This is a genomic window from Amycolatopsis sp. NBC_00348 (assembly GCF_036114655.1).
Taxonomy (GTDB): domain Bacteria; phylum Actinomycetota; class Actinomycetes; order Mycobacteriales; family Pseudonocardiaceae; genus Amycolatopsis.
This window is the reverse complement of the sequence record NZ_CP107994.1, coordinates 7364639-7379027: the sequence shown is the minus strand read 5'-3', so window position 1 is coordinate 7379027 and position 14389 is coordinate 7364639. Positions and strand designations below refer to the sequence as shown.

At 70.3% G+C, this 14389-nt stretch carries 11 protein-coding genes; 5 read left to right on the top strand and 6 right to left on the bottom strand.

What is annotated here, in order from left to right; translation table 11 throughout:
* Positions 1-708 precede the first annotated feature (708 nt).
* A complete protein-coding gene (locus OHS58_RS32330) occupies positions 709-2367 on the top strand; it encodes an AMP-binding protein (RefSeq protein ID WP_328645011.1) in 1659 nt (552 codons plus the stop codon).
* A gap of 154 nt (positions 2368-2521) precedes the next feature.
* Here OHS58_RS32330 and OHS58_RS32325 read toward each other — a convergent pair whose 3' ends face one another.
* The gene (locus OHS58_RS32325; RefSeq protein ID WP_247058467.1) at positions 2522-3490 is read right to left on the bottom strand and encodes a R2-like ligand-binding oxidase; all 969 of its coding nucleotides are present in this window, start codon (positions 3488-3490) and stop codon (positions 2522-2524) included.
* A 4-nt stretch (positions 3491-3494) separates the two neighbouring features.
* Positions 3495-4097 carry a TetR/AcrR family transcriptional regulator gene (locus OHS58_RS32320; protein WP_328645010.1) on the bottom strand — a complete coding sequence of 201 codons (603 nt, stop codon included), beginning with the start codon at positions 4095-4097 and terminating at the stop codon, positions 3495-3497.
* Between the two features lie 94 nt (positions 4098-4191).
* Here OHS58_RS32320 and OHS58_RS32315 point away from each other — a divergent pair, with 94 nt between their 5' ends.
* Entirely contained in the window at positions 4192-4815 is a 624-nt protein-coding gene (locus OHS58_RS32315; RefSeq protein ID WP_326944696.1) for an HAD family hydrolase, read from the top strand.
* Positions 4816-4871: 56 nt separating this feature from the next.
* Here the strand turns inward: OHS58_RS32315 and OHS58_RS32310 are convergent, their stop codons facing one another.
* Positions 4872-5108 (bottom strand): hypothetical protein, encoded by a 237-nt coding sequence (locus tag OHS58_RS32310; protein ID WP_247058461.1) that lies wholly within the window; start codon positions 5106-5108, stop codon positions 4872-4874.
* A 133-nt stretch (positions 5109-5241) separates the two neighbouring features.
* On the opposite strand from OHS58_RS32310, the gene OHS58_RS32305 reads away from it, so the two are divergent.
* Positions 5242-5631: a cold-shock protein gene (locus OHS58_RS32305; RefSeq protein ID WP_326951683.1), complete on the top strand. Its 390-nt coding sequence runs from the start codon at positions 5242-5244 to the stop codon at positions 5629-5631.
* Positions 5632-5638: 7 nt separating this feature from the next.
* On the opposite strand, the gene OHS58_RS32300 is transcribed toward OHS58_RS32305, so the two are convergent.
* The 3 genes from OHS58_RS32300 to OHS58_RS32290 are packed head-to-tail and all read right to left on the bottom strand — an operon-like array spanning position 5639 to position 9004.
* Entirely contained in the window at positions 5639-6124 is a 486-nt protein-coding gene (locus tag OHS58_RS32300) for a DUF2771 family protein (RefSeq protein WP_326957302.1), read from the bottom strand.
* Positions 6125-6134: 10 nt separating this feature from the next.
* Complete coding sequence (locus OHS58_RS32295) at positions 6135-8195, bottom strand: MFS transporter (RefSeq protein WP_328645009.1); 2061 nt, start codon at positions 8193-8195, stop codon at positions 6135-6137.
* Between the two features lie 38 nt (positions 8196-8233).
* Positions 8234-9004, bottom strand: coding sequence for a glutaminyl-peptide cyclotransferase (locus OHS58_RS32290; RefSeq protein ID WP_328645008.1), 771 nt, complete (start codon positions 9002-9004; stop codon positions 8234-8236).
* Between the two features lie 51 nt (positions 9005-9055).
* Between OHS58_RS32290 and OHS58_RS32285 the strand changes: the two genes are divergently transcribed.
* The gene (locus OHS58_RS32285) at positions 9056-11572 is read left to right on the top strand and encodes a DUF3027 domain-containing protein (protein WP_328645007.1); all 2517 of its coding nucleotides are present in this window, start codon (positions 9056-9058) and stop codon (positions 11570-11572) included.
* Positions 11569-14388: a sacsin N-terminal ATP-binding-like domain-containing protein gene (locus OHS58_RS32275; protein ID WP_442875481.1), complete on the top strand. Its 2820-nt coding sequence runs from the start codon at positions 11569-11571 to the stop codon at positions 14386-14388. Before OHS58_RS32285 ends, OHS58_RS32275 begins: the two co-directional genes overlap by 4 nt.
* The last annotated feature ends 1 nt before the right edge of the window (position 14389 follow it).

Below are 14389 nucleotides of genomic sequence, written 5' to 3'. Positions count from 1 at the left end.
CAGGGCAGACGCTCTGGCTGACCAACGCTGGCGACGAGGCGAAACAAGGCATGGGTAAGCGGCCTCCCGGGCGCCCGTCGTGACGGGCACGGCATACCTGTGGGCGATCGGCACGGCCTCCTTCGCGTGCAACTCCAACTCCTGGCCTTACGACGACGCCAGTCAGGCTAGCGGCTGGCTCTGACAGGTATAGCCAATTGGTCGGAGTGCATCGTTACGGCCAGATCATCGTCAGCTTCGGAACGGGTCGGTGGCCGCCACTCCGGCTCCTGCGTTCGTCGTGCATATAACCATGTTATAGCGACGAAGGATTCTGAAGACGACTGGCCGGTTTCTTGCTGTTCTCCCACATGTAAACGGCCTGGCTGGTAATTCGTCGACGAGCTTCGGTTGCGTTGTGTAACGGGTTGTGGGTACCGGCTGGCCTACGGGAACGGGACGTTTTCGCAGGCCAGCCTAGTATGGGCCATGATCTTCGTTCTCAGACGGCCTGGGAGAGTGTTCCGAGCAGCGTTTCCGCTGGTCAGGCCACTTTAGGAACTCCCAGGATCACACGTCGTAGGTGTGGCCGGCACCAAGCGACGACAGGGCCTGCGCGGCCGCGAGAACCTTGCCATCTGGCGGATGGCGTCCGATATTCCCGCGGTGGCTCCCCGGCGTCCGTGTTCTTAGACTTGACCCGAGTCACTGCCGACTTCAGGAGGCACCATGCCTGACGCGCCCGCCCTGCCCAGCTACGCCTCGGGGACCTCCGACACCCCGCTCCTGGGTGACACCATCGGTGACAACTTCGACCGCACCGTGGCCGCGTTCCCGGACCAGGACGCGCTGGTCGACCGGTACGCCGGCCGCCGGTGGACTTACCGGGACCTCGCGGCCGAGGTAAACGCCGTCGCGCTCGGGCTGCTCTCCCTGGGGATCGACAAGGGTGATCGGGTGGGGATCTGGTCGCCGAACCGGTGGGAGTGGACCTGCGTTCAGTACGCGACCGCGAAGATCGGCGCGATCCTGGTCAACATCAACCCGGCCTACCGGTCGCACGAGCTGGAGTTCGTGCTCAACCAGTCCGGGGTGAAGCTGCTGGTGGCCTCGGACGCTTTCAAGACGTCGGACTACCCGGCGATGGTCGAGGAGGTCCGGGAGAAGTGCGCCGCGCTCGAGCATGTCGTGATCCTCGGTGGCGAGAGCTGGCAGGCCCTGATCGACGCCGGCTGGCCGGGCGACCCGGACGTGCTGGCCGAGAAGCAGGCGGCGTTATCCCCGGATGACCCGATCAACATCCAGTACACCTCGGGGACGACGGGCTTCCCGAAGGGCGCCACGCTCAGTCACCACAACATCCTGAACAACGGGTTCTTCGTCGGGGAGCTATGTGATTACGATCATAATGATCGTGTTTGCATATGTGTTCCCTTCTACCACTGCTTCGGCATGGTGATGGGCAACCTGGCCTGCACCAGCCACGGCGCGTGCATGGTCATCCCGGCGCCGGCGTTCGACCCGAAGGCGACGCTCGAAGCCGTCGCCGCCGAGCAGTGCACGTCGCTCTACGGCGTGCCGACGATGTTCATCGCCGAGCTGAACCACCCGGACTTCGCGAGCTTCGACCTCTCGTCGCTGCGCACCGGGATCATGGCGGGCTCGCCGTGCCCGGTCGAGGTGATGAAGCAGGTCATCGACCGGATGGGGATGGCCGAGGTGTCCATTTGTTACGGCATGACCGAGACGTCCCCGGTGTCGACGCAGACGCGCTCGGACGACTCGGTCGAGCGCCGGGTCTCGACGGTCGGGCGGGTCGGGCCGCACCTGGAGAGCAAGGTCGTCGACCCGGAGACCGGGCTGACCGTGCCCCGCGGCGTGCCGGGTGAGCTGTGCACGCGCGGGTATTCGGTGATGCTCGGGTACTGGGAGCAGCCGGACAAGACGGCCGAGGCGATCGACGCGGCCCGCTGGATGCACACCGGCGACCTGGCGGTCATGGACGACGACGGCTACGTCAACATCACCGGCCGCATCAAGGACATGGTCATCCGCGGCGGCGAGAACCTGTACCCGCGCGAGATCGAGGAGTTCCTCTACACGCACCCGGACATCCTCGACGCGCAGGTCATCGGCGTCCCGGACGAGAAGTACGGCGAAGAGCTGATGGCGTGGGTCCAGATGCGCGAAGGCGCTTCGCCGTTGACCTCCGAGAAGGTGCGTGAGTTCTGCGAAGGCAAGCTCGCGCGCTACAAGATCCCGCGGTACGTGCACCTCGTCGAGGAGTTCCCGATGACGGTGACGGGCAAGGTCCGCAAGGTCGAGATGCGCGAGAAGTCGATCACGTTGCTGGGCTTGGAGTCCGCGGCGGCCGCGAAGCACGCCTAAACCGAGCGGGACGCTCGGGCGTTGCCCCTTCGCAAGTGTCGCGAAGGGAGGTCGACATGGTGGAGATCCTGTACTGGGACTGGTGAGCTGAAACGCCGTGAGGGGCACCTTCAGGGACAAATAAGCCCTGAAGGTGCCCCTCACGGCACGCGCGTCAGGAAACCGCGGCCGCCGCCTCGGCGATCGCCTTCTCGTCTTCCTCGCCGAACGTGTCTTCCAGCTGTTCCGGCGAGTAGTCCAGGTCGATCTGCTCCACCGGCATCCCGCGCGCCGACTCGATCGCGCCCAGCCGTCGCTGCGCGCGGTCCGCCGCGTACTGGATGATCTCCTCCGGGTCGTTGTCGAACGGCACTTCCTCGAACTGGTCCTGCACCCACTGGATCATGTCGAGCGCGTGGGGGAGCAGCTCGCCCATCCGCTGCTGCACCGCGTCCCACAGCGAGTCGTCCGCGGCCACGTGGCGGCGACAGGTGAACGTGCCCCACGCCATGTGCCGGCGCTCGTCGTCGCCGATGCGGCGGACCAGTTCCTGCATGCCCGGCAGGATGTTCTGCTGGGTGCAGATCAGCTGCCACGAGTAGTACCCCGTCAGCGCGAGGCTGCCCTCGATGACGTGGTTGTACGTCACGCTCGCCCGGATCTGGTTGAGCGGGCTGGGATCGTCCTCCAGCGCCCGCAACGACTGTGGCAGCTCTTCGTAGAACAGCTTGCGGTAGTGCGGGTTTTCGGCGACGTACGGGTGCAGGTCCTCGGTCAGCCCGACGGCGTCCATCCACCGCCGGAACACTTCCGTGTGCTTGGCTTCCTCGAAGCAGAACTGCGTCAGGTACATCTCGTCACCGAACCTGCCGGTCGCCGACATCGCCCGCATGAACGGCTGGATGTCCTCGGTGACGGCTTCCTCGCCCGCGATGAACTGCGCGACCAGGTACGTCGTCGAGCGTTGTTGTTCGGGGTTGAGCGTGTCCCAGCCTTCACGCTCCCGGCTGAAGTCGAGGTCCGCCGGGTTCCAGAACTTCTTGTTGCCCTTGACGAACAGCCGCAGCGGGAACGAGTCCCAGTTCAGGCCGCCCTTGCGCAGTGAGGAGAAGCCGGTCCGCAACTCCGGGAGCGTGTCGGTCATCGTGTCACTCCATTGTGGACGATCGGGGGGCGAAGTGCCGGATGGCGGGTGCCATGACGGCGGTGACGGCGTCGGCCGCCTCCATCGCCGTGTGTGTGGGGAGCACGAGGTGCGACAGTGAAAGCCGCACGACGGTCTCCGCGAGCAGGGCCGCGGACTCGGCCGACAGCCCCGGCTCCAGTTCGAGGTAGTGCTCGGCCGCCAGTTCGGCGGCCGCGGTCAGGATCGGCTCGCCCTTGGTGGTCAGCAGGGGCAGCAGGTCTTCGCCGGCTTCGGTGCCGAGCGCCGCCGCGACCAGGCGGTTCTCCCGCGCGTGCTCGATCGTGTAGACGACGCCGCGGTGGATGCCGGCCAGCAGGCCGTCCGCCGTCTCGAACCGCTGCCGGATCCCGTCGAGGAACTCCGCCGCGGTGCGCAGCGCCACCGCCTGGGCCAGCGCCGCCTTGTTGCCGAACTCGTTGTAGACGGTCTGCCTGCTCACCCCGGCCCGGGCCGCGACATCGGCCATCCGCAGCGCCGCGTAACCCCGGTCCGGCAACAGGTCCCCGGCCGCGTCGAGCAGCGCTTCGCGGAGGGACGCCTTGGTCCGGTCAGTGAAGCTGGTCACAATCTCACCTTGACACAGATCGCTTCGCTGTCAAGACGCTGTACATGATCGGTTCGTGTGTAAATCTGTCGGTGGTGGCAGCTACGGTGCTGGTGTGGGCATCACGGTGGGCTTCGACCTCGACATGACACTGATCGACGCGCGGCCGGGCATGGAGGCGGCGATGAACAGGCTCGGCGTCGAGGCCGGCCTGCCGCTCGACGGCGCGGCGTTCGCGGCCAACCTCGGCCCGCCGCTCGACGACGCCCTGCGTGGCTTCGAGGCACCTGAGGAACGCATCCCGGGGCTGATCGACCGGTTCCGCGCGCTGTACCCGGACATGGTCGTGCCGAGCACGGTCGCGCTGCCGGGCGCGGCCGAGTCGCTGCGCGCGGTCCGGGCCGCGGGCGGGCGCACGCTCGTCGTCACCGGCAAGTACGCGCCCAACGCGCAGCTGCACGTGGACGCGCTCGGCCTGGACGTCGACGAGGTCGTCGGCGAGCTGTGGTCGACGCGGAAGGCCGAGGCGCTGCTGGCGCACGACGCGCGCGTGTATGTCGGAGATCACGCCGGCGACGTCCGGGGCGCGCTCGCCGCCGGGGCGATCCCGGTCGGCGTCACGACGGGTCCGTGCGACCGCGCCCTGCTGCTGCGAGAGGGCGCCGAAGTGGTGTTCGACTCGCTGACGGAGTTCCCCGAGTGGTTCGAACGGACCTTCGCCGGGAGCGTGGTGCCCTGACGCTATTCCATCCATGCCCCCGCCGCCGCCCTCAACGGAGCAGCGGAGCTGCGCTGTTACTTCTTGGCGCGCGCTTCGCGGACCAGCGCGATCAAGCCCAGCAGCAGGCCCAGCGGCGTGATGATCCCGGCGGCGGCCGACAGCCACACCGGCAGGTTCTCCAGGCCGGCGGCGAACATGATGAACACCGCCAGCACGGCGAGCATGCCGAGGCCGAAGAGGCCGATGCCGATCCGCATGAGGAACGGTTTACCGGGGGCGGCCACGGCGGCCTCCTTTGTCGCGGTCGTCATGGAGCAAAGGGTATCCGCCGTTACCGACTTCTCCCCAGGGCATGTGGCGAGATACCCTTTCAGGAGCGCGCCCTGGGTACGCCCACCGGGCGCGTTCGTCGTGAGCGGGACAGCAGAAGGACTGGTGAGGGAAGTGCCGACCGGCAAGGTCAAGTGGTACGACGTGGAGAAGGGCTTCGGCTTCGTCACGCAGGACGACGGTGGCGCCGACGTCTACATCCGCAAGGCCGCGCTGCCGCAGGGCATCGAGGGGCTCAAGGCCGGACAGCGGCTCGAGTTCGGCGTCGCCGACGGCCGTCGCGGGCCGCAGGCGCTCTCCGTCCGGCTGCTCGACCCGCCGCCGTCCGTCGCCGAGGCCCGTCGCCGCCCGGCCGAAGAGCTGCATGGCCTGATCGAGGACATGATCAAGCTGATCGAGCTGAAGGTGCAGCCGGACCTGCGGCGCAACCGCTACCCGGACAAGAAGAACACCAAGCAGATCGGCGAGATCATGCGCGCCGTCGCCCGGGACCTGGATCCCTGAGCCGGCGTCACGCCTGCGGCTGGTCGAGCCGCAGGCCCCAGACGTCGCTGGGCAGCAGGCCCGACTCGCCGGTGTCCGCGCGCAGCACGGCCGTGTACCGCTGGACGTCGACCGCCGAGATGCGGTCGGCGGGCGTCGGCGGCGTGACCGTGTACGCGTAGCGGTCCAGCGAGGTGAACGGGATCGGGTCGCTCTGCTTGAACTCGCCCTGCGGGGTCACGTATTCGTAGACGATCTGCCACGGCGCGTCCGCGACCTCGCCGGGCACCGAGACCTGCACCGGCTTGCCCGGCCGGATGCGGAGCGTCTGCGTCTGGCCCTTCGCGCTGCACGGCTGCGCGAGCTGCTGCGAGTAGTCGCACGTCAGCACCGGCGTGGTGTTGATGGTGTGGCCGTCGGCGTAGAAGGTGACCTCGGCCGGGCCGGGCGCCGAGCAGCCGGCCACCGCGAACCCACCGGCCGCAAGCAGGGCCACCACCCGGGAACGTCGCATGTGCCGGAGCCTACCGGCGGGCCCGTGGGTCCCCGGGCAGGCCCTGGGCCGGAAAGCTGCCGGTCGGCTCGGGGCGCAGCGGGCGGTCGCCACCGAGGCCCGGCACGAGCGAACCGCCGCGGCGCACCAGGTAGGTCTGGGTCAGGCCGACGGCCAGGACGACCGTGATCACCAGGAAGCCGATCCAGTACGTCGGCGGCAGCAGCAGGCCGGCGCCGCCACCGAGGCACCACGCCAGCTGCAGCACGGTCTCCGACCGGCCGAACGCCGACGCGCGCGACTCCTCGGGCAGGTCCTCCTGGATCACGGCGTCGAGGCTGATCTTCGCCAGCGCGCTGGCCGTCGCGCCGACCAGGCCGACGATCGCCGCCGTCGCCAAGCCGGGCAGCACGGTCGCCACCAGCGCGGCCAGCACGCAGCTCGCCACGCACGCGACGATCACCTGATCCGGCGAACCGAAGCTCAGCCGCGAGCCCAGGGCATTGCCGAGGAACCCGCCGGCCCCGGCCGCGACGCCGATCACGCCCAGCAGCAGCAGCTGCATGAACGGGGTGTGCCCGGTGCCCTCGGTCTGGGCCTTCACCGCGAACGCGGCGAACATCATCAGGAAGCCGGTGAGCACGCGCACCGAGCCGTTGCCCCACAGCGCGACGACGATGTGGCGGCCCAGCGGCTGACGCCGTTTCTTCTCGGTCGGGTGCGCCGAAAGCGACGTCGGGACCTCGCCCTCGGTCGCCTCGACCCAGGCCGGGATCCGCATCGACTGCACGGCCGCGGCGACGCAGATCAGCGCCGTGAACCACAGCGCGCCCGCCGAGCCGGTGATGGCGTTGATGCCGCTGGCCAGGGCGCCGAACGTGCCCGCGGCGATCAGGCCGAACGTGGTCAGCCGGGCGTTCGTCTTGGACAGCGTGATCTCGGACGGCAGCACCCGGGGCGTCACCGCGGCCTTGAGCACGGTGAACGACTTCGAGAGCACCATCATCCCGAGCGCGGCCGGGTAGAGCAGCCAGTCGTCGAAGTGCAGCGCCATCACGACGGCCATCAGGCCCTGGCCGACCGACGACGCGCACATCGCCAGCCGCCGCCCGCGCTGCACCTTGTCGAGCGCGGGCCCGATCACCGGCGCGACCAGCGCGAACGGCGCGATCGTGATGAGCAGGTAGAGCGCCACCTTGCCCTTGCTCTCGCCGCTGGTCGCGGCGAAGAACAGGGTGTTGGCCAGCGCGATCGCCATGGCCGCGTCGCTGGCGTAGTTCAGCATCACGGCGTAGGTCAGCGAGGTGAGGCCGGACTTCTCGGCGCCGTCGGCCTTCGTCGCGCGCTGGAAGGCGCCGACGGCCTGGCCGGTCAGCTGCCGCCCGCGCATCGCCGCCACGCGCGTGACGGTGATCTTCTTCGGCAGCTTCGGTGTGCCGCCGGGAGTGCGCGGCTCTTCCCGGGGCGCCGGTTCGGGCTCGGGCGGGCGCGGCTCACCCGCGTAACCGCCGGTGTCGTAGTGCTCGTACTCACCGCTGCCGGGGTGGTGTTCGCCCTGGTAGAAGCCGCCCGGCGGGGCCGGCTCGCGACGGACCTGCTCGGTTCGGTTCGGGTCGGTGCGGTTCGGGTCGTGGGCCGGGTACGGCCGGGCGCCACGCGGCGGCGGCGGTGGCCGGTGCCCCGTCGGCGCGGCGGCGGTCGGGGCCTCGTTCGCGTCCGGGACGCGGGGTGCCTGGTCGTAGTACCCGCCCGGCGGCTCGCGCCGGGGCGGCGCCTGGCGGGGTGGCTCTTGCCGGGGCGGCTGGGGTCGTTCCGCGTACGGGGGATCGACGCGGGCCGGGTTCGCCGGCGGCGCCGTGGGGCGGTCGACGCGGGTCGGGTTCGCGGGCGGTGCCGCGGCGCGGTCGACCCGGGTGGGGTTGGCGGGCGGGGCGGCCGGGCGGTCGACGCGCGTCGGCGTGGCCTCCCGCCAGGAGCGGGCCTGGGCCGCGCCCGGTTCCGGCGTCCAGCGTCGCTTGCTCTTCCGGCCGCGCTGACCCGACCGGCCGGAGCGTGCGCCGTCGGAGCCGGAACGGGAGCCGAAGAGTGCCACGCCTCAATCCTGCCTTACCCGGGGCCGGTTCCGCCTGCTCATCCGTGCTTCGGCGGGACGAACCTCACCCGGAACGTGACCGGCCACTGCTTGCCGGCCAGCAGGAACTCGTCGGTCCCCGGGACGGCGGCGATCCCGTTGAGCACGGCTTCCGGATCGGTCACCTTCGCCTGCGCACGCAGCTGACCTGCGTCGATCGTCGCGGTGACGTGCCCGGTGGCGGCGTCGATCCGCAGGATGGTGTCGGTGTGCCAAACGTTTGCGTAGACGTCGTCGCCGACGCACTCGAGTTCGTTGAGCTGGTCGCGGCCGACGTCGACACTGCCGGTCACGGCGAAGGTCTTCGGGTCGCGGAAGGTCAGCCACGACGAGCCGTTGCTCATCACCAGCCGGCCGCTGTCCTGGTGGCACAGCCCCCAGCCCTCACCCTGGAACGGCACCCGCCGCAGCTCGGCGAGGGTCTTCGTGTCGCGTTCGATCGCGAAGCCGTCCTGCCAGGTGAGCTGCCAGAGCGTCGGGCCGAGGATCGTGACGCCCTCGCCGAACAGGGGCGACGGCAGCGTGGCGCGTTGGCCGGGCGGGCCGCCGGCGGGTCCGGCGGTCAGCTGCGACTGACCGGCGAGACCGGTGCTTTCGTAGAGCGTGCCGCCCGCGAACTCGAGGCCTTCGGTGAACGCGGCGGGGTCGTGCGGCAGCGTCGAGACCACCTGGACCGTGAGTTGTTCCGGGCCGGACGGCGTGGCGGGAGTGCCCGCGCAGCCGCCGAGCGCGGCGGCCAGCAGCAGCGTGGTGAGGATCGGCGTGCGCACGTAGAACAGCCTGGCACGGGCGCCGCGGGTGCGTGCGGCACAATTGGCCGCATGACTCTGCTGCTGACCCTGGACGACGGCTCCGTGCAGCGCAAACTCGCCGATGCGGTGGAGTTCGCGCGTGTCGCGGTGCTGGCGGAAGCGCCCGAGGAGCAGATCGGTGCCCACGTCGGCGCCGGCCGGGAGGACGCGGTCTCGGCGAGTCACCTGTTCGAGGCGCAGGTGCCCGGCTACCGCGGCTGGCGCTGGTGCGTGACGATCGCCTTGGCGGGCGACGACGAGCCGGTGACGGTCAGCGAGGTCGTCCTGGTCCCCGGCCCCGAGGCGCGCATCGCGCCGGCGTGGGTGCCGTGGGAGCGCCGGGTCCGCGCGGGCGACCTGGGCGTCGGCGACATCTTCCCGACGGACGACAACGACCCCCGCCTAGCACCGGCGTACCTCCAGTCGGACGACCCGGCGGTGGAGGAGGTGGCCCGCGAGACGGGCTTGGGCCGCATCCACGTCCTGTCCCGCTTCGGCCGCGAAGACGCGGCAACCCGCTGGCACGGCGGCGAGTTCGGCCCCCGCTCGGACATGGCCCGATCGGCGCCGGGAGTGTGCGGAACGTGCGGTTTCTTCGTCCCGCTGGCGGGGTCGTTGCGAGGCGGCTTCGGAGCATGCACGAACGACATAGCCCCAGCGGACGGCCACGTAGTCGACGTCGAGTACGGCTGCGGAGCGCACTCTGAGGTAGAGGTCGAGGTGACATCGTCGATCCCGGTAGCGGAACTGGTCTACGACGACTCACTGCTGGAGTACGACACGCCTGAAGCAGCGCCGGTTGCTGAGCCTTCGGAAGCTCCGGCCGCTGAGGTTGTTTCGGTGCCCACGGCCCGAGCCGAGGGAACGGTTGCAGACCCGACGGTGGCTGAGGTCGAAGCGGTAGCGGTGGTCGAGGCCACGGAGGCAGTCGAGTCCCCGGCAGCGGAGACCGAAACCGCGGTGACGGAGGCCGACCTGTCACCGGCGGAGGTGGAGCCGGAGGTAGCGGAGGCCGAGGCAGCAACAGCGACGGCGGCTGCCGAGCCGCTGACGGCCGAGGCGCCGGAGGCGACTCAGGCTGCGGTGACGACGGAAGCCGAGTCGGCCGAGGTCGACCCGGTGGCGGCTGGGACCGAGTCGGTTGAGCCGGTGGCTGCCGGGACCGAGCCGGTTTCGGCTGAGCTGGCGGCGGCAGAAGCCGAGTCGGTTGTGGCTGAGCCGGTGACCACTGGGGCCGAGCCGGCTGCAGCTGAGCCGGTGACCGCCGGGACCGAGTCGGCCGAGGTTGACCAGGTGACTGCCGGGACCGAGTCGGCCGCGGTTGCGCCGGTGGCGGCTGAAGCCGCGCCGGGAGCTGAGGTTTCGGAGCCGATCCGGGCCGAAGCGACTGCCGAGCCGCAGTCGGTTGTGCCTGAGGCCGAGCCGGTTACGGCGGCGGCCGAAGCGGCAGCGGCGGAGCCGCTGACCGCCGAGACGGAGTCCGCTGCGGCCAAGCCGTTGGCGGAAGAAGCCGAGCCAGCTGCTGCGGTGTCGGCGGAGGTCGAGCCCGTTGCGGCGGAGACCAAGCCTGCTGAGGCCGAGGTTGCGGAGCCGGCCCAGGCCGAGGTGACTGCCGAGCCGCAGTCGGTCGTGCCGGAGGCTGAGCCGCTGGCGGCTGAGGCGCCGGAGTCGACCCAGGTCGGTGCCGAGTCGCAGGTGGTCGAAGCCGAAGGTGCTGCGGTCGACCAGCAGTCGGCTGAGCCGGTTGCGGCGGCCGAGCAGGCTGAGGTGTCGGAGCCGGTCCAGGCTGCGGAGCCTCAGAAGGTTGAGCAGGCCGCGGGTGCTGGCTCTGAAGCCGAAGCGGCTTCCGAGCAGGAGCCGGGCCGGGTTGATGTTGCCGAGTTGCCGGACGCTATGCCCGAAGCTCAGGAAACTGCGGTAGGCGAGACCGGTGCGGCTGACGTGCCGGAATCGGCCCAGGGCGATGTGGCTGCTGAGCCACAGGTGGTCGAGGCTGATGATGCCGCGGTCGCTGAGCTGTCCGTGGTGGTCGGCGAGCCGGTTGCGGCCGAGGCCGAGGTGACCGACACCGCTGTCGGGCCGCTGGCGGACGGTTCCGAGGTCGAGTTGCCGGAAGCCGTGCTGACCGACTCGGTTGTCACCGAGACCGTCGAGTCGCAGAAAGTCCAACCTGCTCAGGCCGAAGTGACCTATGCGGTTGTCGCCGAGCCGACTCAGGCCGAAGACGCCGAGGCGGGGAGCGCGGGCACCGAGGCAGCAACTGACGCCACGGAAACCGAAGCCGCGCACCACGACGGCACCGGGACCGGCGCCACGGAGACCGAGGCTGTGCATCGCGATGCCGCCGGGACCGGGGTCGCGGAGCCTGAGGCCGCGCAGCACGACGCCATCGGGATTGCGGGGACTGAGGCCGCGCGTCACGACGCCACCGGGACCGGGGTTGCGGAGACCGAGGCCGCGCACCACGACGCCACCGGGACCGGAGCTGCGGAGACCGAGGCCACGCACCACGACGGCACCGAGACCGATCACCGCAGCGAACGGTGACCGAACCCACGGCTGAGTCGGCCGGTGCTGATCCCTTCGGTACTGCGCGGCTTCGGGATGCGACTCTGCGCGCCTGGCGGGACTCGCCCACTCGGCTTATCGAGGACACCAACGTCGAGCGGGACCTGCGCGTTGGGGCCTATCGGGATCGGCTCTTTGTCGAGCTTGCGCAGAACGCTGCCGATGCCGCCATGGCTGCCGGTGTGCCTGGGCGCGTCAAAGTGTCGCTTGTGGACGGTCAGCTGAGGTTCGCCAACACCGGTGCTCCGCTCGACGCGCGGGGTGTGGCCTCGCTCGCGTCGCTGCGGGCTTCCGGCAAGACCGGGGACACCGTCGGGCGCTTTGGGGTCGGTTTTGCCGCCGTCCGGACCGTTTCCGATGAGCCGCAGGTGCTCAGTACTGCCGGTGGGGTCGTCTTCTCCGCCGAACGTACCCGCGAAGCCGCCGGGATCGAGGGTGACGTTCCCGTTCTGCGGCTTCCGTGGCCGGTCGAGGCCAAACCGTCCGCCGGCTTTGACACCGAAATTCGCCTGCCGCTGCGTGGCGATGTTGATGGGCGGGCTCTTCTCGACGAGCTAGGCCGGGACATCGGTGACCTTCTGCTTGCCCTGCCCTGGCTGGCCGAGGTCGATGTGGACGGTCGCGTTTGGACTCGCGATGCCGACCAAGACATCGTCGAGATTCGTGGGCCTGGAAAGAAAACCCGGTGGCTGACTCATCGCGGTGACGTCGTCTGGGCCGTGCCGGTCGACGATCACGGAACTCCGGTTCCGCTCGTGGAAGACGTTCTGCACGCACCGACGCCGACCGATGACGGGCTTTCGCTGCCCGCTCGGCTGCTCGCGCCCGTGCCGGTCGAGCCGTCGCGACGGCGGGCGCTTCCCGGTGAAGAACTCAAGCGGGCGCTGGAAAAAGCCGCGAAAGAGTACGTCGACCTGGTTCGGCTGCTGCCGCCGGAACACCGGTTCGCGCTCGTGCCCGTGCCCGGGTTTCCGAAGTCCACTGTGGACGCTCAGCTGCGGGACGACGTGCTGGCGCAGCTCGCCACCGAACCGTGGTTGTCCACTCAGGACGGTCGGGAGGTCTCCGGTCGTCAGGCGCGCGTGATCGACGTCGATGTGCCTGGGCTGCCCGCGCTGCTGACCGACGTTGTTCCCGATCTGCTCGCCGAAGCGCCGCCCGCCAGTGCGCTCAAGGCTGTTTCTGTGCAAGTGATCAGCGTTGAAGAGGTGCTGGAAACGCTTACCGGCGCCACGCGGGAGCCGTCCTGGTGGCACGACGTCTACAAAGCACTGAACATCGCCGTCGAATCCCACGCGCTCGCCGCGGCCAGGCTCGACGGGCTGCCCGTGCCGCTCTCCGACGGCCGTACGTTGCCCGGTGCGCGGGGCAGCCTGCTCGTCGACGGCTCGGCCGAACTGCTCGACCTGCTGTCCGATGTGGACATTCCGGGGCTGCGGCTGGTGCACCCCGCGGCGTCGCACCCGCTGCTGGAACGGCTGGGCGCCAAGCACGCCGACGCGCGTGAGCTGCTCAACGCCGACCAGCTGCGTGACGCCGTCGAACGCAGTGTCGAGGACGTCCGGTCCGGTTTGGACGGGACGACGCTCGCCGGCGCGGTCCTCCGGCTGATCGCCGACTGCGGGGACGACGCTCCACAGTGGACCAGCGCGCTCGCGTTGCCCGCCACCGACACCTGGCGCCGTGCCGACGAACTCGTGCTCCCGGCGTCGCCGCTCATCGACATCTTCGACGAAGAGGTCTTCGAGGAGGACGGCACGCTCGACGTCCTCGACGACGACTTCGCCGAAGACTGGCCGGACGGGACGCTGAAAGCCGTCGGTGTGCTCGACTCGTTCGCGCTGGTCAACGACGACGAGCCGCACGAACCCGATCACGACCTGCCGGACGAGGAAGCCTGGTGGGACGCGCGCTCCGAGCCGCCGTCGACGCTCGTCGCGATCCGGGACCTCGACCTCGTCGCCGACGACTCCTGGCCCGCGGCGCTGCGCCTGCTCGCGGCGCGGCCCGAGACGTGGCACGCGCTGCGCACGCCCGGCGGGCACGCCGCCTGGTGGATCGCGCAGTACGCCGTGCTCGGCGGGCTGGCGCCGAACGAGTGGCGGCTGCCGGACGCCGACCTCGCCGGACTCTACGACGAGGTCCCCGACGTCGGGCTGACCGAAGACCTGCTTCGGATCGCCGGAGTGCGCAAGGATCTCACGCTGTCCACAGTGGACGAGGCGGCGGACGTCCTGCGCCGGCTCGGCGACCCGGACCGCACCGTCTCGGCCGGCTTGACCACGCGCGCCTACGACGCCGTCGTCGAGTCCGGGTTCGATCCCGGCGCGCCGGACGCCGTCCGGGCCGCGGACGGGTCCGTCGTCGAAGACGCGCTGGTCCTGGACGTGCCGTGGGTCGCCGGGGCGCTCGAACCGGACCAGTACGTCGTCGCGCCCGACGAGCCGGAGCGGCTGGCGGACCTGCTCGATCTCCCGCTGGCGAGCACCACCCCCGCCGAGATCATCAGCGAGGGCGAGTACGCGCCGTGGGCCGAGCTGCCCGCGCTCAAGCTCGTCGCCGAGCAGCTCGGGATCCGGCTGCCCGACGGTGGTGTGCTGGTGCACGACCCGCTGACCGTGTCGATCCAGCTCACCGAGCACGACGTCCAGTGGTGGTCCGACGGCCGGCTGCACGCGGCCGACACGTCGGAGGGCCTGGCCCGCGCGTTCGCCTGGGCGACCGGGCGCTGGCCGGACCGGCACCTCATCACGGCGCTGCTCGACGACCCGTCGCCGCGGACGCTGCTGGCGTAAA